This is a genomic window from Pseudomonas sp. RIT-To-2, from assembly GCF_029623465.1.
In the GTDB taxonomy this organism is placed as follows: domain Bacteria; phylum Pseudomonadota; class Gammaproteobacteria; order Pseudomonadales; family Pseudomonadaceae; genus Aquipseudomonas; species Aquipseudomonas silvicola.
Genome location: NZ_JAPYKM010000001.1, coordinates 55,254 through 74,225, shown reverse-complemented (window position 1 = coordinate 74,225; position 18,972 = coordinate 55,254). Strand labels below are relative to the sequence as shown.

The window sequence follows — 18,972 nt, the reverse complement described above, 5'->3', positions numbered from 1 at the left end:
TCTATTCGGACTGCATGGCGGTCTTGAGCGCCTGCAGCCTGCTGTTCAGAAACGTGAGGCTGGCCTCGTAGCGCACCGAGTTGTCACTGAACTGCGCGCGTTCGCGGTCCATGTCCACGGTGTTGCCGTCCAGGCTGGGCTGGTCGGGTACGCGATAGAGCATTTCGTGCAACGAGGTGCCGCTGAAGTTCGCCGCCAGGTGCCGGTCGCACGTGGTCGCCAGGCTCATGCCGCTGGCCTTGGGCATGCCCTGGCCAAGGGCGCTGGCCAGCTCGTTGGAAAAATCGAAATCGCGGGCGCGGTAGCCCGGCGTGTCGGCGTTGGCGATGTTGTTGGCCAACACCTGCTGGCGCTCGGCGCGCAGGCTCAGTGCGTTCTGCTGAAAGCTGAGCTCGTTGTCGAGCTTGTCGATCATGCTGGCGGCCTCCGACTCGGAATGGGGGTGAGGCGCGCAGAGTAGTCGCAAGGTGGTCAAGCCAAAGGCCGAAACAGACACGCATTTATCGAGCACTTCCGACCTTGCATCACGGCGCGGCGCTCTAGAATCACCTGCACGACCCCACGACGAATTCGCCGCATGAACACACGCATCACCCTTGCCGCGCGCGCCCGGCTCGCCACTGTCGGCGCGTGCCTGGGCACGCTGTTGTGGCTACCTGCCGGCGCCCGGGCCGACGCCGAGAACAGCCTTGAACAGGCGCGCATTCGCGACCTGCTGGTCGCTGCCCTGCCCGCCCACAGCCATCACCCGCAGATCGATCTGGCAGCCAGCACGACCGCCTGCGCCGACCCCAGGCCGTTTCTGGTCCATCCCGAGCAGCGCAGCTATGGCCGAGTGCTGGTAGGCGTGCGCTGTGGCCAGGCCCTGCATTACGTGCAGGCCAAGGTTTCAGTCATGGGTACCTACGTGGTCAGCCAGCAGAACCTCGCCGCCAACCAGGTGGTGGAAGCAAGCATGCTGGTACTGCGGGCCGGGCCCTTGGAACGTTTGCCGGCCAATGCGGCGCTGACCACCCGCGAGGTGGTCGGCCTGCGTGCCACCCATGCGCTCAAGGCCGGCGCGCCGTTGCTTGCCAGCGCCCTGCGCAAGACCTGGCTGGTGGAACAGAACCACCCGGTAGCCATGCAGTTTCGCGGCGCCGGTTTTGTCCTGAGCCGCCAGGGCAAGGCCCTGGACAACGGCTACCTGGGTGACGAGGTGCGGGTGGCGGCCGAGCGCGGCAAGGTATTGCGCGCGATAGTGAGCGGGCCAGATCAACTGATGGTGCGCGATTGAGAAGCGCCATAAATTTGAAATACAGGCGTTCAAGTTCACCCACCCAATGCCGATAGTGGGCAAAAGGGACACTATGAAAATTCGACCGTGAAAATAATCAGCACAGCGCTCAGCAACACACTGCCCAATACCGACCTGACGGCCAACAACCGGCTGCAGAAAAGTGAGGCCAGTGACACGGACCCGGCGGCGAGCAACGCGCTGGAACTCAATGACAGCCTGCAAGGCGCCAACGCGTCCACCGCCGATATCAACATGAATCGGGTGAACGAGATTCGCCAGGCGATCAGTGACGGCACCTTGCAGGTGGACTCGTCACGGATCTTCGACGGCATGGCTGAAAGTGTGATGGAAATGAATGGGCAAGCCACTGAGTGACGCTCGGCCACCGGCCGGACATGAGATTGCCAGAGGCCTGGCGCGCCATCTGCAACGCCAGCAGGTGGCGGCCCAGCGCTTGCTGACATTGCTGGACCAGGAGCGCCTGGCCTTGGCCGGCCCGCGGATAGACGGCGAGCGGCTGACCGAGCTGAGCATCGCCAAGCAGTCCATTCTGGAAGCCCTGGAGCAACTGGAAACCACCCGCCGCCGCGCGCAGCGGTCGCTGGGCCATGCGCCCAACCACCAGGGCGCCATGCAGTTGGCCAAGGACCAGGGCTGCCTGCCTGCCTGGACGCGACTGCAGGACCTGGCCGCCCGCGCCCAGCGCCTCAACCAGCTCAATGGCGATTCGCTGCGGGTGCGCCAGCAACAGAACCAGCGCATCCTCAATTACCTCAATGAAGCCAGCGGCCGTACCCTCTACGGGCCGGATGGCCGCCACGCCGGCCACTCAAGCCGGGCATGAGGCGCCTGCGGCCTGCAGGGTGCGGGCCGCGCAACTGAGCCCCTCGCCCAGCACCCGGCGAAACAGCGCCAGCAAGGTGTTGGCCCGCAGGGGCTTCTGCACGATACCCAGCAAGGGTTGGGCTGGGTGGTGTACCTGACAGGCCAGCAAGGCCGGTGCCGGTACCTGGCCATCGGACAGCAGAATCAGATGCCTGACCTTGTTTTCGGCATAGACCAGCTCGGCCAGGTCCAGGTCGCTCATACCAAAAGTGCCCACGCTGCAGATAGCCACATCGAAGGGCGCCTGGCGGTCACGCAACACGCGGGTCAGTTCGTCCTGGCTCATGGCCGGGGTCAGGTAATGGCAGCCCAGGTCGTAGAGCAGGGTCTGGGTGTCGAACAGTTGAAAGGCGTGGGGTTCTATCAACAGAATCCGCAGCCTGGAATTTTCTAGAAGCTCTCTATCGGTCACGGCAAACCCCGTAGGCAAGGATCGTTGGCGCACCGAGGTTAAAGGCGTCGACGGCTGAACAATGGGCAGAACATCACACCCAAACAGCGCCAATTCCGCTTGCAACTGCTCCCCCCTGCGCCACCGGGCTTGCCCGCGGGTCAGCGGATGAGCATGGCCGCCGCCGCCGCGACCATGATCGTGGCGGCGCCACGGAACAGGCGCTGCTGGGCACGCAAGCTGGACAACAGGTGGCGGATACGGACGGCGCCCAGGATATACACCGCCCCTACGGCCAACAGCACCAGTGCTGTCAGGGGCACCAGCATCAAGCCCCAGGTCTGCAGCGAGACCGACTCCAGGTTGATCACCAACGGCAGTAGCGCCAGGTAGAACGCAATGGTCTTCGGGTTACCCAGGGTAATGGTCAGGCCTGAAACCGCCGCTGACAGCAGTTCCTTGCGCTGTACAGACCTACCGGTTTCGAAGGCTTGAGGCTTCGCAAACCAGAACAGCCAGGCCAGGTAGCACAGGTAGACCGCCGCCGCCCAGCGCACCAGCTGAAACAGCCCATTGAAGTGCTCTGCCACCATCGCCAGGCCGAACACGGCGAACGACAGATACGTCAGGTCGCCAAGAATTATCCCGAACAGCAGGCAAAAGCCCGACAGCGCACCACCACCGACACTGCGAGCCACCAATGCGGCCATGCCCGGCCCAGGGATGGCGGCGGCGACGGCCAATGCTGCGCTGTAGGTCAGTATTTGAGAGGTATCGAGCATGTGAAAGCATCCATGGCAGCGGGTTGAGTCGGAAAATGCTACTCCGCGCACCCGGAAAAATTTCTTCTATGTTTGCCGTCCAAGCGGTTATTTTGGGCAGAAGCTGCCTTTATGAAGCACAAGGAAGAAATGAATGACCAGCGAGCTATTGAGCAACATGGATGTGAAGCTGCTTACCGCCCTGCAACAGGACGGCCGCATGACCAACCAGAACCTGGCCGACGCCCTCGGCATGTCGGCGTCGCCCTGCTGGCGGCGGGTTCGCCACCTGGAAGAGCATCGCTTTATCCAGGGCTACCGCGCCGTGCTGGACCGCCGCAAGATCGGCCTGGGGGTGATGGTGTTCATCCGCATCAGCATCGACAGCCATAGCGAAGCGCAAGCGCGCAAGTTCGAGCAGGAGGTGATGCAGCTGGAAGACGTGGTGGCCTGCTACAGCATCGGCGGCGATGCCGATTTCCTGTTGCAGGTGGTGGCGCGGGACCTGGACTCGTTTGCCGAGTTCGCCATGTCGGTAGTGCGGCGGCTGCCGGGCATCAAGGAGATGCAGAGCATGTTCGTGCTCAAGGAGATCAAGCCGTTCATGTCGTTTCCCGTCAAACGGCCTGAAACCTCCTGACAAGACCTTTGCCGCGCCCTTGCGGGGTCGGGCGCGGCACGGCCCTGACCGACTGTCAGATGGCGACCGGCGCCTTGATGCCCGGATGCGGGTCGTAACCAACGATTTCGAAGTCTTCGAACTTGTAGTCGTAGATCGACGCTGGCTTGCGCTTGATGTTCAGCGTTGGCAGTGCGCGCGGCTCGCGGGCCAGTTGGGTCTGGATCTGTTCCATGTGGTTGGCGTACGCATGGGTGTCGCCCGTGGTGACGATGATCTCGTGGGGAATCAGGTCGCACTGCTGGGCCAGCATATGGGTCAGCAAGGCCAGGGCCGCGGTGTTGTAGGGCAGGCCCAGGAACACATCGGAGCTGCGGATGTACAACTGCATCGACAGGTGCCCTTCATGCACGAAGGCCTGGTACAGCAGGTGGCACGGCGGCAAGGCCTGGCGACCTTCCAGCGCATTCTGCTGCGGGCTCTTGGACTCGTCGGGCAGGTATTCCACGTTCCAACCGTGGAACAGGATGCGGCGGCTGTTGGGGTTGTTCTTCAGGGTCTCGACCATGTAGTCGATCTGGTTGATGGTCTTGCCGTCCTTGGTCGGCCACGCCGTCCACTGCTCACCGTACACCGGGCCCAGGTCGCCGCTTTCGGTCGCCCACTCGTCCCAGATGGTCACGCCATTCTCGTTCAGCCACTTCACGTTGGTGTTACCACTGAGCATCCAGATCAGCTCGTTGGCGATGCTCTTGAAGTGCAGCTTCTTGGTGGTCAACAACGGAAAACCGTTGGCCAGGTTGTGGCGGAACTGGCGGGCGAAGACGGCCTTGGTGCCGGTGCCAGTGCGATCGCCCTTGCCCACGCCGTTGGTGATCACATCGGTCAGGAGATCCAGGTACGCTTTCATTGGGGCCTCAAGTCGGTCGCCAGCAGACGCGACCGTTTACAGAAAAAGAAAAAGGCGGGGCCTGCGCCCCGCCCGTCAATCACACCGCGGCGCTTTTCGGCGCGGCGGGCCGGTTGTAGGCCCACCAGATCAAGCCTAGCCCACCGAGGATCATCGGGATGCAGAGGATCTGGCCCATGGTGACCCAACCGAAGGCCAGGTAGCCCAGCTGGGCATCCGGCACGCGGACGAACTCGACGATGAAACGGAAAATACCGTAGAACAGCGCGAACATGCCGGAAACGGCCATGGTCGGGCGCGGTTTGCGCGAGAACAGCCAAAGGATGATGAACAGCGCCACGCCTTCCAGGGCGAACTGGTACAGCTGCGACGGGTGGCGCGGCAACTGGGCCGGGTCGCTCAGCGGCGGGAAGATCATCGCCCACGGCACGTCGGTAGGCTTGCCCCACAACTCGCCGTTGATGAAGTTGCCGATGCGCCCGGCGCCCAGGCCAATGGGTACCAGCGGAGCAATGAAGTCCATCAGCTCGAAGAACGACTTGCCGTTCTTGCGGCCGAACCACCAGGTGGCCAGCATCACGCCGATCAGGCCGCCATGGAACGCCATGCCGCCTTTCCACACTTCGAAGATAAGCGTGGGGTTGTCGATATACACCTTCAGGTCATAGAACAGCACGTAGCCCAGACGCCCACCGACGATCACGCCCATGGCACACCAGAACACCAGGTCGGAGAGCTTCTCCTTGGTCCAGGTGGGGTCGAAGCGGTTCAGGCGGCTGGAGGCCAGCAGCCAGGCACTGCCGATGCCGATCAGGTACATCAGGCCGTACCAGTGGATTTGAAGCGGTCCGATGGCGACGGCCACCGGGTCGATCTGCGGGTAAGGCAGCATTGCAACTCCTTGACTTGAACAGGCGGCAGGATCGCCCCTGGCGTTCCCGAATGGCCACGGCGGCCAGGAAAACCAGAGACTATGCCCCGCCCGCCTGCCCGCTGCCATGAAACTTGTGTCAGCGAAAACTGGAGCGCATGGTAACGGATGGGGGCATTTGCCTCTACTGTGACGGGATGGAGTGCAACCGTGAACACAAGGCCAACCTCATGTGCTTGATCGTATTCGCCTGGCGCCCCGGGCACCCTGTGCCGCTGGTGCTGGCGGCCAACCGCGACGAATTCTACGCCCGCCCCAGCCAGCCGCTGGGCCAATGGCCCGATGCCGAAGGCGTCTGGGCCGGGCGCGACCTGGAGGCTGGGGGCACCTGGCTGGGATTGGGAAGTGACGGCAGGTTCGCGGCGCTGACCAACATTCGCGACCCCGGGCAACCAGCAGGAAGGCGCTCGCGCGGTGACCTGGTAGCGCGTTTTCTGACCAGTAGCGTCGGCATCGACGACTACCTGGATGACGTGGGCAGCCGGGCCGCGGAGTATTCAGGGTTCAACCTGTTGCTGGGGGCTGCAGAAAGGCTGTGCTACTTCAATCAGCGCGAGCGGCGGGCGGTGGATTTATCCACAGGGGTGTATGGGCTGTCCAATGCGGGCTTGGATACCCCTTGGCCGAAGCTGTTGAAGGCTCGCGCAGCACTGGCCGAGCGGCTGAATGACCCGCAGCCCGAGCAGTTGCTGGAGATCTTGAAAGACAGCGCCCGCGCCGCGGACGCCGAGCTACCGGATACCGGCGTGGGCCTGGCCACGGAATCGTTGCTGTCCAGCGTGTTTATCGCCAGCCCCACCTATGGCACCCGCGCCAGCACGGCGTTGATCGTGCGGGCCGATGGGTCACGGCGCATCGTGGAGCGCAGCTTCGGGCCGTATGGCGGTGCGCTCGGCGAGGTGGACCTGGCCTTGTGAACCATCCCCAATCCCTTGTGGGACCTGGCGCAGCCGATTAAAGCGTCTTGGGCGCGGCGGGGTTGATCATGCGCGCCAGCCCCAGGTTTTTCAGGGCCAGTTGCAGCGAGCTGTGGATAACCTGCGGGTTGTCGATTTTCATCAACTGCGCCAGCAGTTCCTTGGACTTGGCCAGGCTGACCTGGCGCAGCATCCATTTGACCTTGGGTAAGTTGGTGGCGTTCATCGACAGGCTGTCAAAGCCCATGGCCATCAACAACACCGCGGCCGCCGGGTCGCCGGCCATCTCGCCGCAGATGCTCACCGGCTTGCCTTCGGCATGGGCTTCGGTGACCACGTGCTGAAGGGCTTGCAGCACCGCGGGGTGCAGATAATCGTACAGGTCGGCTACCCGAGGATTGTTTCGGTCCACGGCCAACAAGTATTGGGTCAGGTCGTTGGAGCCCACCGACAGAAAGTCGACTTGGCGCGCCAGCTCGCGGGTCAGGTACACCGCCGCGGGAATTTCCACCATCACGCCCACCGGCGGCATCGGCACGTCAGTGCCTTCGTCGCGCACTTCGCCCCAGGCCCGGTGGATCAGGTGCAAGGCTTCTTCGGTTTCATGGGTACCAGAAATCATCGGCAGCAGAATGCGCAGGTTGTTCAAGCCCTCGCTGGCCTTGAGCATCGCGCGAGTTTGCACCAGGAAAATTTCCGGGTGGTCGAGGGTGACGCGAATGCCGCGCCAGCCCAGGAATGGGTTGTCTTCCTTGATGGGGAAGTACGAGAGCGACTTGTCACCGCCAATGTCCAGGCTGCGCATGGTCACCGGCAGCGGGTGGAAGGCAGCCAGTTGCTCGCGGTAAATGGCCAGCTGTTCCTTCTCGCTGGGGAAACGCTGGTTGATCATGAACGGCACTTCGGTGCGGTACAGGCCGACGCCTTCGGCGCCGCGCTGCTGGGCACGGGCGACGTCGGCCAGCAGGCCGGTGTTCACCCACAACGGCATGCGATGGCCGTCCAGGGTCACGCAAGGCAGTTCACGCAGGGCATCGAGGCCCTGGGCCAGTTGGCGCTCTTCCTCGACGACATCAGCGTACTGCTTCGCCAGCACTTCGCTGGGGTTGGTGTAGACCTCGCCCTTGTAGCCATCGACGATCATCTGAATGCCGTCGACCTTGGAATACGGCAGGTCCACCAGGCCCATCACCGTCGGGATACCCATGGCCCGAGCCAGGATCGCGACGTGGGAGTTACCCGAACCCAGCACCGAGATCAGCCCCACCAGCTTGCCTTCAGGCACTTCACCGAGCATGGCCGGGGACAGTTCTTCGCTGATCAGGATGGTATTGTCCGGGTACACCAGGGTCTGTTGCCGGGCTTCCTGCAGGTAGGCCAGCAGGCGGCGGCCCAGGTCCTTGACGTCCGAGGCCCGCTCGCGCAGGTAGGCATCGTCCATCAATTCGAAACGGTTGACGTGCTCGGTGACGACCTGGCGCAACGCGCCCTGGGCCCACTGGCCGGTCTTGATGACATTGGTCACCTCGCTGCCCAGGGAAGCGTCGTCGAGCATCATCAGGTAGACGTCGAACAGTGCGCGCTCTTCCGGGCGCAATTGGGTAGCCAATTTCGCCGAAAGTGTGCGCATGTCATGGCGAACCCCTTCCAGGGCGGTCTGGAACAGCTGCAGCTCGGCGGTGATGTCGGTGACAGTCTTGTCCGGCACCACTTCCAGGTCAGCTGGCGGCAGCATGACCACCGCAGTACCCACCGCCGCGCCTGGCGACCCAGGTACGCCAACGAATTTGGCTTCCTGAATGCCCTTGCCCTGGCGGCCCAGGCCCCGGATCGAACCGGTGGCCTCAGCATGGGCGATAACGCCGGCCAATTGCGCGCTCATGGTGACCAGGAAGGCTTCTTCGCCCTCGTCGAACTGACGGCGCTCCTTTTGCTGGATGACCAACACCCCTACCACGCGACGGTGGTGAATGATCGGCGCGCCCAGGAAGGAGGCGAAGCGCTCCTCGCCAGTCTCGGCGAAGTAGCGGTAACGGGGGTGGTCGGCGGCGTTTTCCAGGTTCAGCGGTTCTTCGCGCGTGCCCACCAGGCCCACCAGGCCCTCGTTGGGCGCCATGCTGACCTTGCCGATGGAGCGCTTGTTCAAGCCTTCGGTGGCCATCAGCACGAAGCGGTTCGTTTCCGGGTCGAGCAGGTAGACCGAGCAGACCTGACTGCCCATGGCCTCTTTGACACGCAGCACAATGATCCCCAACGCCGTCTTGAGATCCTTGGCGGAGTTGACTTCCTGGACGATCTTGCGCAGCGTATTGAGCATGGCTCGGGGTCGAACTCCGTCGTCAGTCGCGCGCCAGCAGGCGCGGGGCAAGCTCTTTGAGAGCGCGGCGATACACCTCGCGCTTGAATGTCACCACCTGGCCCAGCGGGTACCAATAGCTGACCCAACGCCAGCCATCGAACTCCGGTTTACCGGTCAAATCCATTCTCACGCGCTGCTCGTTGGACACCAGGCGCAAGAGAAACCACTTCTGCTTCTGCCCGATGCACAGCGGTTGGCTGTGGGTACGCACCAGGCGTTGAGGTAAACGATAACGCAACCAGCCGCGGGTGCAGGCAAGAATTTCAACATCTTGTCGCTCCAGCCCCACTTCTTCATTCAACTCGCGGTACAAGGCCTCTTCCGGCGTCTCCTGAGGGTTGATGCCCCCCTGGGGAAACTGCCAGGCATCCTGATTGATACGACGAGCCCATAGCACCTGTCCGGCATCATTGGTCAGAATAATGCCGACATTGGGACGGAAACCATCGGGGTCGATCACGGCAGCAACCTCGCAAACGCATGTCTTGGCATTGTTCCACAAAGATCGTCAAGGCAGCAACGCACCCGCATACCTTATGTGCACTGTTGTGAAAAGTCCGTATTCTGTGGGCCTTTTCCAGTTTTTAGACGAGTAACTTCCATGCGCCTGGCTTTATTCGACCTCGACAATACCCTGCTTGGTGGCGACAGTGACCATGCCTGGGGCGATTACCTGTGCGAGCGCGGCATCCTCGACCCGGTGGAATACAAGAACCGCAACGATGGGTTCTACCAGGACTACCTGGCCGGCAAGCTGAACCTGACCGACTACCTGAACTTCAGCCTGGAGATTCTGGCCGCCACCGAGATGGCGCAACTGGCCGAGTGGCATGCCGACTTCATGCGCGACTGCATCGAACCGATCATTCTGCCCAAGGCCCTGGCGCTGCTGCAGCAGCACCGTGATGCCGGCGACAAGCTGCTGATCATCACGGCGACCAACCGCTTCGTGACTGGCCCCATCGCCGAACGCCTGGGTGTGGACACGCTGTTGGCCACCGAGTGCGAGATGGTCGATGGCCGCTATACCGGGCGCAGCACCGACGTGCCGTGTTTCCGCGAAGGCAAGGTGGCGCGGCTCAACCGCTGGATGGAAGAGAACGGGTTCGACCTGCAGGGCAGCTATTTCTATAGCGACTCGATGAACGACTTGCCCCTGCTGGAGAAAGTCGCGAACCCGGTGGTTGTGGATGCTGACCCGAACTTGCTGGCCGAGGCTGAGCGTCGCGGCTGGAAGATCATGTCCCTGCGTTGAGATCGGCGGTGCCTGCGTCCCGAGCCTCGCCCGCTCCTGCACGGATTGCCATGACGTCTGCAGGACCGGGCGAAGCTCGGGAACAGGACACCACCGCTTTAGACAGGTTTGGCCAGCATCAACACCAGAATGGCCACCAGCACCACCAGCGACACGCCGGCGAACACCGTCGCCAGTTTGCGCTGACGCACCACCTGTACCTGGTTATAGGCCGCCGCGGCCTGGCGCCAGCGGATGGTGCGGCGCAGCAACAGCAGAAAACCGAACACCCCCACCACGTACAGCACCGAGCCGCCCAGCAGCCAGGCCTGGCCCAGCGGCCAGCCCACGGTGTGCATCATCCACCAGCCGGTGAACGGAAAGCTCGCCACGCTCAGCCCCATCAGCACCCAGGCATACAGCCATGGGCGTTGCAGGGTCTGGGCGAAGGCCGACTTGTTGCCGGCGCGCCAACCGCGCCAGGTCTGGAACAGCACCGCCGCCACGCTGCCCAGCAGCAGAGCGGTAGCGATGCCATGGAGCATTTTCAGCAGGCTCAGGGTTTCCATGGGGCAGCTCCTGTGCGTGTGGCGATGCTGTACAGCCTAGCAGTCAGCCGAGGAACAGCCGATACGCCGGGTTGTCGGTTTCGTCCCAGAACGGGTAGCCGATTTCCTCCAGGGCCGCGGCCACCTGGCCACGTTCGTGGGCCGGTACCTGCAAGCCTGCTACCACGCGCCCATCAGCGGCACCGTGGTTGCGGTAATGGAACATGGAGATGTTCCAGCGCCCGCCCAGCTTGTTGAGGAAGTTGAACAGGGCACCCGGGCGCTCCGGGAACTCGAAACGCATGACCATCTCGTCGCTGACCTGCACCGCGTGGCCGCCCACCATGTGGCGGATATGCAGCTTGGCCAGCTCGTTGTCGGTCAGGTCCAGCACCGGGAAGCCCTGTTCGGCAAGGCTGGCCACCAGCGCCGAGCGCGGGTCGGTGTCGGGGTGGGTCTGCACGCCAACGAAGATATGCGCTTCACGGCCGGTGTGGTAGCGGTAGTTGAATTCGGTGATCTGGCGCTTGCCAATGGCCTCGCAGAAGGCCTTGAAGCTACCCGGGCGCTCGGGGATGGTCACCGCGATGATGGCTTCGCGGCCTTCACCCAGCTCGGCACGCTCGGCCACGTGGCGCAGGCGATCGAAGTTGACGTTGGCACCCGAATCGATGGCCACCAGGGTCTGGCCGCTGACGCCGTGCAGCTCCACGTATTTCTTGATACCGGCCACGCCCAGGGCGCCAGCGGGCTCGGTGATGGAGCGGGTGTCGTCGTAGATGTCCTTGATGGCCGCGCAGATCTCGTCGGTGCTGACGGTGATCACGTCGTCCACATGGTCCTTGCAGATGTCGAAGGTGTGCTGGCCGATCTGGGCCACGGCCACGCCGTCGGCGAAGATGCCGACGGACGGCAACACCACCCGCTCGCCCGCGGCCATGGCCGCTTGCAGGCAGTTGGAGTCGTCGGGTTCCACGCCGATGATCTTGATCTCCGGGCGCAGGTACTTCACGTAGGCCGCGATGCCGGCGATCAAGCCACCGCCACCCACCGGCACGAAGATGGCATCCAGCTTGCCCGGGTGCTGGCGCAGGATCTCCATGGCCACGGTGCCCTGGCCGGCAATGGTGTGCGGGTCGTCATAAGGGTGGATATAGACGTAGCCCTTTTCGTCTACCAGCTTCAGCGAATAGGCCAGCGCCTCGGGGAAGGAGTCGCCATGCAACACGACCTTGCCGCCGCGCGAGCGCACGCCCTCGACCTTGATCTCGGGGGTGGTCTTGGGCATCACGATGGTGGCTTTCACCCCCATTTCCCGGGCCGCCAGGGCCAGGCCCTGGGCGTGGTTGCCAGCCGAGGCGGTGACCACGCCACGGGCACGTTCTTCGTCGCTCAACTGCGCCAGCTTGTTGTAGGCGCCGCGAATCTTGAAGGAAAACACCGGCTGCAGGTCTTCACGCTTGAGCAGGATCTGGTTGCCAAGGCGTTTGGACAGCTGGCCGGCGGCCTGCAGGGGGGTTTCCACGGCGACGTCGTAGACGCGCGAGGTGAGGATCTTCTTAACGTACTGTTCGAGCATCGGAAGCATCACTGGCGGTTGAGCAAGACCTGTGAGTCTACCCCAGCGTTCCAGCCAAGGACCACAGCAAAGGGGTATAATGCCGCCCTTCCCCCGCTACTTTGTGCCCGCTCCGGAGCCCGCATGACCCAGGACCAACTCAAACAGGCCGTCGCCCAGGCTGCTGTCGACTTCATTCTGCCCAAGCTGGACGACAAGAGCATCGTCGGCGTCGGCACCGGTTCGACCGCCAACTGCTTCATCGATGCCCTGGCCCAGCACAAGGGTGCCTTCGACGGCGCCGTTGCCAGCTCCGAAGCCACCGCTGCGCGCCTCAAGGGCCATGGCATTCCGGTTTATGAACTGAACACCGTCAGCGACCTGGAGTTCTACATCGACGGCGCCGACGAGAGCGATGAACACCTGAACCTGATCAAGGGCGGCGGCGCGGCCCTGACCCGCGAGAAGATCGTCGCGGCCGTGGCCAAGACGTTCATCTGCATCGCCGATGGCAGCAAGCTGGTGCCGGTGCTGGGCGCTTTCCCGCTGCCGGTGGAAGTCATTCCCATGGCCCGCAGCCATGTGGCGCGCCAGCTGGTGAAGCTGGGCGGCGACCCGGTGTACCGTGAAGGGGTTGTGACCGACAACGGCAACATCATCCTGGACGTGCACAACATGCACATCACCGACCCGGTAGCCCTGGAAGTGCAGATCAACGCCATCGTCGGCGTGGTCACCAATGGCCTGTTCGCCTCGCGGCCGGCCGACCTGCTGTTGCTGGGCACCCCGGAAGGCGTGAAAACCCTCACCCAGTAATGCCGCCACCTCCGCCCGTGGGGCCGGACGAAGCTCGGGAAGAAGCCACAGCGCAACACCAGATGCACCGTGCTGCCTTTTTCCCGAGCGTCGCCCGGCCCCACAGCGGTCCAAGCGATACTCAGAACTTGCGGAACACGTAGAACAGGTTCGGTTCGCTGACCATGTAGATAGTGCCGCTTTCATCCATGGCCACGCCTTCTGCGCGCGGTACGGTGTCTTTCAGGCCGTTCAGGCCGCCCAGCAACGTCATGTAGCTGACCTGCCGCCCGGTTGGGTCCAGCTCCAGCAGCATGTGCGAATCCGCCGACAACACCAGGGTATTGCCCGTACGCGGGTCGATGCCCAGGGAAGACAGGTTGCGCAGGTTCAACGTGCTGAACGGCAACTTGACCTTGTCGCCCTGCCATTGCCCATTGGCATCGACTTTCAGACTGTACATGGCTGCCGGGCGCTCTTCGCCCAGCAGCAACTGCCCGCGGCGCGGGTCCCAGGCAATGCCTTCATAACCTTTGTTCTGATTCGCCGATGGGCCCAGGTCGAATTGCGGCCAATCGGCCAAGGTCAATGCCTGAGTGTCCGCGGTCACCTTGACCACCGTCATCAGGTGCTGGCGCTCATCGGTAATGGCCATGCGGCCCCCGCCGATGTACGCCACCCCTTCAGGGTTCGACCAGCCCTTGAGCGGCATCTTGCGCAGCACGTCGCCTTCCAGGTTCAACTCCACCAGAAAGGCGTTCTTGCCCATCACCGAGAACAGCGTCCTGGTGTCGGGGTTGTACGTCAGGTCAGAGGCTTCGTCCTTCTCCATGCCGGGCAGCGCCTTGCCGTCGATGAAGGCGCGATAGCCGGGCAACCATACGGCCGCATCGCGCTGGGCCTGCGGGGTCATGCGCTCCACCACCCAGAGTTTGACCCGGGTGTCCCAGTGCATGACCGCGGCGACAGCGTAGGCAGCGACGACCAACAGCAGCCAGACATACCAGCGCGTCATGAGGCGCGGCTTGCGCTCGTGCGCAGCCGGGGAAAGAGAGGGGGGTACGGCCATGTCGATATCTTCCTGAGAATACGGCAACCCTGGGCGCGAAGGCGCGCAGGGTGATTAAGCCGTATTATCCGGATGACGTGTGAAAAAAAAGCAAAAGCCTGGCCGTCAGCCCACAACGGTCTCGAAACGACTGGCTCCCGGCAGCTCTAGCACCAGCTCATCGCCTGGGTTCAGTGCCCCCACCCCGGCCGGCGTGCCGGTCAGAATCACGTCGCCGGCCAGCAGCGAGAAGTTGGCCGCCATGTACTGGATCATCGGCACGATGGGGTTGAGCATCAGGTTGCTGTTGCCGTCCTGGCGCACTTCACCGTTGATGGTCAGGCGGATCGGGATGTCGGTCACGTCCGGGAAAGTACTCCCCACCACGAACGGGGCCAGCACACAGGCGCCATCGAACGCCTTGGCCAGCTCCCATGGCAGGCCTTTTTCCTTGAGCTTGCTCTGCACGTCACGCAGAGTCAGGTCCAGGGCCGGAGCGAAACCGGAAATGGCATCCAGCACTTCTTCTTCCGTGGGCCTGGTGGACAGGGGCTTGCCCAGCAGCACGGCGATTTCCGCTTCGTAATGCACCGCCCCCCGGTCGGTGGGGATCTTGAACCCGCCTTCGGTCGGCACCACGCAACTGCCCGGCTTGATGAACAACAGCGGTTCGGTGGGCACGGGGTTGTTGAGTTCCTTGGCGTGCTCGGCGTAGTTGCGCCCGATGCACACCACCTTGCCCACCGGAAAATGAATATGGGTACCGTCGAGGTATTGGTGTTGATAGCTCATTGCCCGACTCCTTGATGGGAAAACTGCGAATCAAACAGCAAAGATCTTGCCCGGGTTCATGATGCCGTTGGGGTCGAACACCACCTTCAGGGCTTTCATGTACTGGATTTCCGCTTCGCTGCGGCTGTAGTTCAGGTAGTCACGCTTGACCAGGCCCACACCGTGCTCGGCCGAGATCGAGCCGTTGTACTTCTGCACAGTCTCGAATACCGCCTTGTTGACGCTCACGCACTTGGCGAAGAACGCTTCCTTGTCCAGGTCTTCAGGCTTGAGGATATTGAGGTGCAGGTTGCCGTCACCGATGTGGCCGTACCAGACCACTTCGAAGTCCGGGTAGCTTTCGCTGACGATCGCGTCAATTTCCTTAAGAAACGCCGGTACCTGCGCGACGGTGACCGAGATGTCGTTTTTGTAGGGGGTGCGGTGCGAGATGGTTTCGGAGATGTACTCGCGCAGTTTCCACAGGTTCGCCAGTTGTTGCTCGCTCTGGCTCATCACCCCGTCGATGACCCAACCCTGCTCGACGCAGTGTTCGAACGTGGCCAACGCTTCGTTGGAGACGTGCTCGGTAGTGGCCTCGAACTCCAGCAGGGCATAGAACGGGCAGTCGGTGCTGAACGGTGGCGGCACATCACCGCGGGCCATGACTTTGGCCAATGCCTTGTCCGAGAAAAATTCGAAGGCAGTCAGGTCCAGTCTGCCGCGAAACGCATGCAGCACCGGCATGATCGAATCAAAGTCCGGTGTGCCCAGCACCATGGCGGTCAGGTTCTTCGGGGCCCGGTCCAGGCGCATGGTGGCTTCGACCACGAAGCCCAGGGTGCCTTCGGCCCCTATGAACAGCTGGCGCATATCGTAGCCGGTAGCGTTCTTGATCAGGTCCTTGTTCAATTCCAGCAGGTCACCCTTGCCGGTCACCACTTTCAGGCCAGCCACCCAGTTACGGGTCATGCCGTAGCGAATCACCTTGATCCCGCCGGCATTGGTGCCGATATTGCCGCCAATCTGGCTGGAACCCGAAGAGGCGAAGTCTACCGGGTAGTAGAGGTCGTGGTCCTTGGCCAGGTTCTGCAATTGCTTGGTGACGACCCCAGGCTGGCACACCACTGTCCGATCAACGGTGTCCACGGCACCGATTCTGTTCATATAGTCGAACGACACCACCACCTCGCCGTTGGTGGCGACCGCCGCCGCGGACAGGCCGGTACGCCCGCCGGAGGGCACCAGCGCGACCTTGTGGGCGTTGGCCCAGCGCACGATGGCCTGAACCTGTTCGGTGGTCTTGGGAAACACGATGGCGCTGGGGGCCGGGGCGAATTGTTTCGTCCAGTCCTTGCCGTAAGCCTCGAGAGAATCGGCGTCGGTGAGTACCTTGCCGGGGTCGACCAGGGTGTGAAGCTCTTCAAGAAACGCAGAATGGGTCATTGCTGAACTCTCGAACTGTTCATAGTCACCCTGAGAACACTTCACGTCCCAGGGATGGGCTTACCAAGGGGGGGATATGCTAGCATACGCCCCCCCGCTAATCGTGCTTCCGGCCGATCCGCGACAGCTTCACTTCCTGCCATTTTTCTCCGGGACACAGGTTTACGCAGATGAGCAAGACTTCTCTCGATAAGAGCAAGATCAAGTTCCTTCTTCTCGAAGGCGTCCACCAATCCGCCGTCGACGTCCTCAAGGCCGCCGGGTATTCGAATATCGAATACCACACCAAGTCGCTGCCCGAGGCCGAGCTGAAGGAAAAGATCGCCGATGCTCACTTCATCGGTATCCGCTCCCGTACCCAGCTGACCGAAGAGCTCTTCGATTGTGCGAAAAAACTGGTCGCTGTCGGCTGCTTCTGCATCGGCACCAATCAGGTTGACCTGGACGCGGCCCGCGAGCGCGGTATCGCCGTGTTCAACGCGCCATACTCCAATACCCGTTCGGTAGCCGAACTGGTGCTGGCCGAGGCCATCCTGCTGCTGCGCGGCATCCCCGAGAAGAACGCTTCCTGCCACCGTGGTGGCTGGATCAAGAGCGCGGCCAACTCCTTCGAGATCCGTGGCAAGAAGCTGGGCATCGTCGGCTACGGCTCCATCGGTACCCAACTGTCGGTACTGGCTGAAGGCCTGGGCATGCAGGTGTTCTTCTATGACACCATCACCAAGCTGCCGCTGGGCAACGCTACCCAGGTAGCCAGCCTGACCGAACTGCTGGGCATGTCCGACATCGTCTCGCTGCACGTACCTGAAACCGCCGCCACCCAGTGGATGATCGGCGAGAAGGAAATCCGCGCCATCAAGAAAGGCGGCATCCTGATCAACGCTGCCCGTGGCACCGTGGTCGAGCTGGACCACTTGGCAGCCGCCATCAAGGACCAGCACCTGATCGGCGCGGCCATCGACGTGTTCCCGGTGGAGCCACGCTCCAACGACGACATCTTCGAAAGCCCGCTGCGCGGCCTGGACAACGTGATCCTGACCCCGCACATCGGTGGCTCCACCGCCGAGGCCCAGGCCAACATCGGCCTGGAAGTGGCAGAGAAGCTGGTCAAGTACAGCGACAACGGTACCTCGGTGTCGTCGGTCAACTTCCCGGAAGTGGCCCTGCCGGCTCACCCGGGCAAGCACCGCCTGCTGCACATCCACGAAAACATCCCGGGCGTGCTCAGCGAGATCAACAAGGTGTTCGCCGAGAACGGCATCAACATCTCCGGTCAGTTCCTGCAGACCAACGAGAAAGTCGGTTACGTGGTCATCGACGTCGACGCCGAATACTCGGACCTGGCCCAGGCCAAGCTGCAACAGATCAACGGCACCATCCGTAGCCGCGTGCTGTTCTAAGCAAACCTGCGTCATGAGAAAGGGAGGCCCTCGGGCCTCCCTTTCTGCTTTCATGCCGTGTCGCCTGGTCCTGCAGCGGACCAGGAAGCACGCTATTTGACGGTAACGGTGATTTTCTTCGATTCCACCGCTGGCTTGAACGGCACATGGAAGCGGTCCGCCAGCAGCAATTGCAGGGTGTGCTTGCCCGGGGCCAGGGTCAAGGTGGTTTCGGTCTGCGCCTTGCCGAAGTGCAGGATATGGTCCGTCACCGGCAGCGGCTGGTCGGCCGGTGGCTGCTGGTCGACGTCCACCAGCAGGTGGTGGTGGCCGGTGTTCGGGGTCGGGTCACCGGCCGGGGCCAGTTTCATGCCTTCGATGCCGAATTTCACGGTGAAGGTCTTGTCGACGGTAGCGCCATCGGCGGGGGAAACAATGAACACCTTGGCACCTGCCGGGGCTTCGACGCTTTTCAGGTCGTCGGCACTGGCCAGCAACGAGGCGCCCATCAGCAATCCAGCAACGGCAGCACGGCAAAAAAGAGATTTCATCGGGGGCTCCAGGATATGTTTCCGGTTTGGTATGGAAACACCTTAGCCCATTTTGTCAGGGTGCGGCGCGCTGTAAGGCCTGTGCCAGAGCAGGTTTCATCTACTTTTCCAAGGCTGCCAGCGCCTGGGCCGCTTCAGCCAGTTGCAACTCACTGAACACCTGCACACCTTCGCGTCGCAACAGTGCCGCGGTAACCCCCTCCCCCTGCACCTTGGTGGCGGTGAACGTCCCGTCGTAGGTCAGCACATTTCCGCACGACGGGCTGTTGGCCTTCAGTACCGCGATGCGGATGCCATGCCGGCGCACTGCTTGCAGCGCCAGTTGGGCACCGCGCACGAAGGCAGCGGTGAAGTCCTCGCCCGCCTCTGTCAGCACCAGCGCCTGCCCTTCAAGCACCCGCACACCCTGGCCACCTGGAATCTCGGCAGCAGGGCGCGGGGTCGGCAAGCCGCCGGCCACCTCCGGACACAGGCCAACCACCCGGTCTTCAGCCAGCCACAGGTCCAATTGGTCGAAGGGGCCGCTGGCACCGCCGTCGTAACGAACCCGGTGGCCCAGCAGGCAGCGGCTGACAAGAATCTTGTGCATA

General features: G+C 62.7%; 22 protein-coding genes. 8 read left to right on the top strand and 14 right to left on the bottom strand.

The features are described from left to right. Window position 1: 1 nt before the first annotated feature. Window positions 2-415: a flagellar basal body rod protein FlgB gene (gene flgB / locus QBK88_RS00375; RefSeq protein WP_277960460.1), complete on the bottom strand. Its 414-nt coding sequence runs from the start codon at window positions 413-415 to the stop codon at window positions 2-4. 162 nt (window positions 416-577) lie between these two features. Here flgB and flgA point away from each other — a divergent pair, with 162 nt between their 5' ends. The 3 genes from flgA (at window position 578) to QBK88_RS00360 (ending at window position 2,123) form a co-directional block, all read left to right on the top strand. Then, the gene (flgA, locus tag QBK88_RS00370) at window positions 578-1,276 is read left to right on the top strand and encodes a flagellar basal body P-ring formation chaperone FlgA (protein ID WP_277960459.1); all 699 of its coding nucleotides are present in this window, start codon (window positions 578-580) and stop codon (window positions 1,274-1,276) included. Between the two features lie 87 nt (window positions 1,277-1,363). Next, entirely contained in the window at window positions 1,364-1,654 is a 291-nt protein-coding gene (gene flgM / locus QBK88_RS00365) for a flagellar biosynthesis anti-sigma factor FlgM (RefSeq protein ID WP_277960458.1), read from the top strand. Beyond that, the gene (locus QBK88_RS00360) at window positions 1,635-2,123 is read left to right on the top strand and encodes a flagellar protein FlgN (RefSeq protein WP_277960457.1); all 489 of its coding nucleotides are present in this window, start codon (window positions 1,635-1,637) and stop codon (window positions 2,121-2,123) included. The genes flgM and QBK88_RS00360 overlap by 20 nt, the downstream gene beginning before the upstream one ends. Here the strand turns inward: QBK88_RS00360 and QBK88_RS00355 are convergent. Together QBK88_RS00355 and QBK88_RS00350 are read right to left on the bottom strand one after the other, a co-directional pair. Continuing rightward, a complete protein-coding gene (locus QBK88_RS00355; protein WP_277960456.1) occupies window positions 2,109-2,531 on the bottom strand; it encodes a hypothetical protein in 423 nt (140 codons plus the stop codon). The two genes, QBK88_RS00360 and QBK88_RS00355, sit on opposite strands and share 15 nt — an antisense overlap. Before the next feature lie 185 nt (window positions 2,532-2,716). After that, window positions 2,717-3,337, bottom strand: coding sequence for a LysE family translocator (locus QBK88_RS00350; RefSeq protein ID WP_277960455.1), 621 nt, complete (start codon window positions 3,335-3,337; stop codon window positions 2,717-2,719). A 133-nt stretch (window positions 3,338-3,470) separates the two neighbouring features. Here QBK88_RS00350 and QBK88_RS00345 point away from each other — a divergent pair, with 133 nt between their 5' ends. Further along, on the top strand, window positions 3,471-3,956 hold the full coding sequence (locus tag QBK88_RS00345; protein WP_277960454.1) for an Lrp/AsnC family transcriptional regulator: 486 nt from the start codon (window positions 3,471-3,473) through the stop codon (window positions 3,954-3,956). Window positions 3,957-4,011: 55 nt separating this feature from the next. On the opposite strand, the gene QBK88_RS00340 is transcribed toward QBK88_RS00345, so the two are convergent. Further along, window positions 4,012-4,845, bottom strand: a complete 834-nt coding sequence (locus QBK88_RS00340; protein ID WP_158157403.1) for a thymidylate synthase — start codon at window positions 4,843-4,845, stop codon at window positions 4,012-4,014. A 79-nt stretch (window positions 4,846-4,924) separates the two neighbouring features. Beyond that, window positions 4,925-5,737, bottom strand: a complete 813-nt coding sequence (gene lgt, locus QBK88_RS00335; RefSeq protein ID WP_158157401.1) for a prolipoprotein diacylglyceryl transferase — start codon at window positions 5,735-5,737, stop codon at window positions 4,925-4,927. 209 nt (window positions 5,738-5,946) lie between these two features. Here lgt and QBK88_RS00330 point away from each other — a divergent pair, with 209 nt between their 5' ends. Then, window positions 5,947-6,693, top strand: a complete 747-nt coding sequence (locus QBK88_RS00330) for an NRDE family protein (RefSeq protein WP_277960453.1) — start codon at window positions 5,947-5,949, stop codon at window positions 6,691-6,693. A gap of 37 nt (window positions 6,694-6,730) precedes the next feature. Here the strand turns inward: QBK88_RS00330 and ptsP are convergent, their stop codons facing one another. Next, a complete protein-coding gene (gene ptsP / locus QBK88_RS00325; protein WP_268147262.1) occupies window positions 6,731-9,010 on the bottom strand; it encodes a phosphoenolpyruvate--protein phosphotransferase in 2,280 nt (759 codons plus the stop codon). Window positions 9,011-9,032: 22 nt separating this feature from the next. Continuing rightward, a complete protein-coding gene (locus QBK88_RS00320; protein WP_008364786.1) occupies window positions 9,033-9,512 on the bottom strand; it encodes an RNA pyrophosphohydrolase in 480 nt (159 codons plus the stop codon). 141 nt (window positions 9,513-9,653) lie between these two features. Between QBK88_RS00320 and QBK88_RS00315 the strand changes: the two genes are divergently transcribed. Then, window positions 9,654-10,307 carry a histidinol-phosphatase gene (locus QBK88_RS00315; RefSeq protein ID WP_268147260.1) on the top strand — a complete coding sequence of 218 codons (654 nt, stop codon included), beginning with the start codon at window positions 9,654-9,656 and terminating at the stop codon, window positions 10,305-10,307. Window positions 10,308-10,405: 98 nt separating this feature from the next. On the opposite strand, the gene QBK88_RS00310 is transcribed toward QBK88_RS00315, so the two are convergent. After that, window positions 10,406-10,855 (bottom strand): DUF2269 family protein, encoded by a 450-nt coding sequence (locus QBK88_RS00310; RefSeq protein WP_268147258.1) that lies wholly within the window; start codon window positions 10,853-10,855, stop codon window positions 10,406-10,408. A 43-nt stretch (window positions 10,856-10,898) separates the two neighbouring features. Beyond that, a complete protein-coding gene (gene ilvA / locus QBK88_RS00305; RefSeq protein WP_277960452.1) occupies window positions 10,899-12,413 on the bottom strand; it encodes a threonine ammonia-lyase, biosynthetic in 1,515 nt (504 codons plus the stop codon). Window positions 12,414-12,536: 123 nt separating this feature from the next. Between ilvA and rpiA the strand changes: the two genes are divergently transcribed. Next, window positions 12,537-13,208 (top strand): ribose-5-phosphate isomerase RpiA, encoded by a 672-nt coding sequence (gene rpiA, locus QBK88_RS00300; RefSeq protein WP_268147254.1) that lies wholly within the window; start codon window positions 12,537-12,539, stop codon window positions 13,206-13,208. Window positions 13,209-13,329: 121 nt separating this feature from the next. Here rpiA and QBK88_RS00295 read toward each other — a convergent pair whose 3' ends face one another. The 3 genes from QBK88_RS00295 to QBK88_RS00285 all read right to left on the bottom strand — a co-directional run bounded on the left by QBK88_RS00295 (window position 13,330) and on the right by QBK88_RS00285 (window position 16,452). Continuing rightward, window positions 13,330-14,256, bottom strand: coding sequence for an SdiA-regulated domain-containing protein (locus QBK88_RS00295; protein WP_277960451.1), 927 nt, complete (start codon window positions 14,254-14,256; stop codon window positions 13,330-13,332). 105 nt (window positions 14,257-14,361) lie between these two features. Further along, a complete protein-coding gene (locus QBK88_RS00290) occupies window positions 14,362-15,027 on the bottom strand; it encodes a fumarylacetoacetate hydrolase family protein (RefSeq protein ID WP_277960450.1) in 666 nt (221 codons plus the stop codon). 30 nt (window positions 15,028-15,057) lie between these two features. Further along, window positions 15,058-16,452: an FAD-binding oxidoreductase gene (locus QBK88_RS00285; RefSeq protein WP_277960449.1), complete on the bottom strand. Its 1,395-nt coding sequence runs from the start codon at window positions 16,450-16,452 to the stop codon at window positions 15,058-15,060. A gap of 170 nt (window positions 16,453-16,622) precedes the next feature. Here QBK88_RS00285 and serA point away from each other — a divergent pair, with 170 nt between their 5' ends. Beyond that, a complete protein-coding gene (serA, locus tag QBK88_RS00280; protein ID WP_158157381.1) occupies window positions 16,623-17,852 on the top strand; it encodes a phosphoglycerate dehydrogenase in 1,230 nt (409 codons plus the stop codon). A gap of 92 nt (window positions 17,853-17,944) precedes the next feature. Here serA and QBK88_RS00275 read toward each other — a convergent pair whose 3' ends face one another. Beyond that, window positions 17,945-18,382 (bottom strand): DUF4399 domain-containing protein, encoded by a 438-nt coding sequence (locus QBK88_RS00275; RefSeq protein ID WP_158154513.1) that lies wholly within the window; start codon window positions 18,380-18,382, stop codon window positions 17,945-17,947. 100 nt (window positions 18,383-18,482) lie between these two features. Further along, window positions 18,483-18,971: a DUF523 domain-containing protein gene (locus tag QBK88_RS00270; protein ID WP_277960448.1), complete on the bottom strand. Its 489-nt coding sequence runs from the start codon at window positions 18,969-18,971 to the stop codon at window positions 18,483-18,485. Window position 18,972 lies beyond the last annotated feature (1 nt).

Bases quoted from the DNA above. Each gene is read 5' to 3' on its own strand.
- QBK88_RS00310 (WP_268147258.1), bottom strand. From the start codon at position 10,855: ATGGAAACCCTGAGCCTGCTGAAAATGCTCCATGGCATCGCTACCGCT.
- QBK88_RS00340 (WP_158157403.1), bottom strand. From the start codon at position 4,845: ATGAAAGCGTACCTGGATCTCCTGACCGATGTGATCACCAACGGCGTG.
- flgA (WP_277960459.1), top strand. From the start codon at position 578: ATGAACACACGCATCACCCTTGCCGCGCGCGCCCGGCTCGCCACTGTC.
- QBK88_RS00270 (WP_277960448.1), bottom strand. From the start codon at position 18,971: ATGCACAAGATTCTTGTCAGCCGCTGCCTGCTGGGCCACCGGGTTCGT.
- QBK88_RS00360 (WP_277960457.1), top strand. From the start codon at position 1,635: ATGGGCAAGCCACTGAGTGACGCTCGGCCACCGGCCGGACATGAGATT.
- QBK88_RS00345 (WP_277960454.1), top strand. From the start codon at position 3,471: ATGACCAGCGAGCTATTGAGCAACATGGATGTGAAGCTGCTTACCGCC.
- serA (WP_158157381.1), top strand. From the start codon at position 16,623: ATGAGCAAGACTTCTCTCGATAAGAGCAAGATCAAGTTCCTTCTTCTC.
- flgB (WP_277960460.1), bottom strand. From the start codon at position 415: ATGATCGACAAGCTCGACAACGAGCTCAGCTTTCAGCAGAACGCACTG.
- rpiA (WP_268147254.1), top strand. From the start codon at position 12,537: ATGACCCAGGACCAACTCAAACAGGCCGTCGCCCAGGCTGCTGTCGAC.
- QBK88_RS00315 (WP_268147260.1), top strand. From the start codon at position 9,654: ATGCGCCTGGCTTTATTCGACCTCGACAATACCCTGCTTGGTGGCGAC.
- QBK88_RS00350 (WP_277960455.1), bottom strand. From the start codon at position 3,337: ATGCTCGATACCTCTCAAATACTGACCTACAGCGCAGCATTGGCCGTC.
- ptsP (WP_268147262.1), bottom strand. From the start codon at position 9,010: ATGCTCAATACGCTGCGCAAGATCGTCCAGGAAGTCAACTCCGCCAAG.
- ilvA (WP_277960452.1), bottom strand. From the start codon at position 12,413: ATGCTCGAACAGTACGTTAAGAAGATCCTCACCTCGCGCGTCTACGAC.
- QBK88_RS00290 (WP_277960450.1), bottom strand. From the start codon at position 15,027: ATGAGCTATCAACACCAATACCTCGACGGTACCCATATTCATTTTCCG.
- QBK88_RS00275 (WP_158154513.1), bottom strand. From the start codon at position 18,382: ATGAAATCTCTTTTTTGCCGTGCTGCCGTTGCTGGATTGCTGATGGGC.
- lgt (WP_158157401.1), bottom strand. From the start codon at position 5,737: ATGCTGCCTTACCCGCAGATCGACCCGGTGGCCGTCGCCATCGGACCG.
- QBK88_RS00285 (WP_277960449.1), bottom strand. From the start codon at position 16,452: ATGACCCATTCTGCGTTTCTTGAAGAGCTTCACACCCTGGTCGACCCC.
- QBK88_RS00330 (WP_277960453.1), top strand. From the start codon at position 5,947: ATGTGCTTGATCGTATTCGCCTGGCGCCCCGGGCACCCTGTGCCGCTG.
- QBK88_RS00295 (WP_277960451.1), bottom strand. From the start codon at position 14,256: ATGGCCGTACCCCCCTCTCTTTCCCCGGCTGCGCACGAGCGCAAGCCG.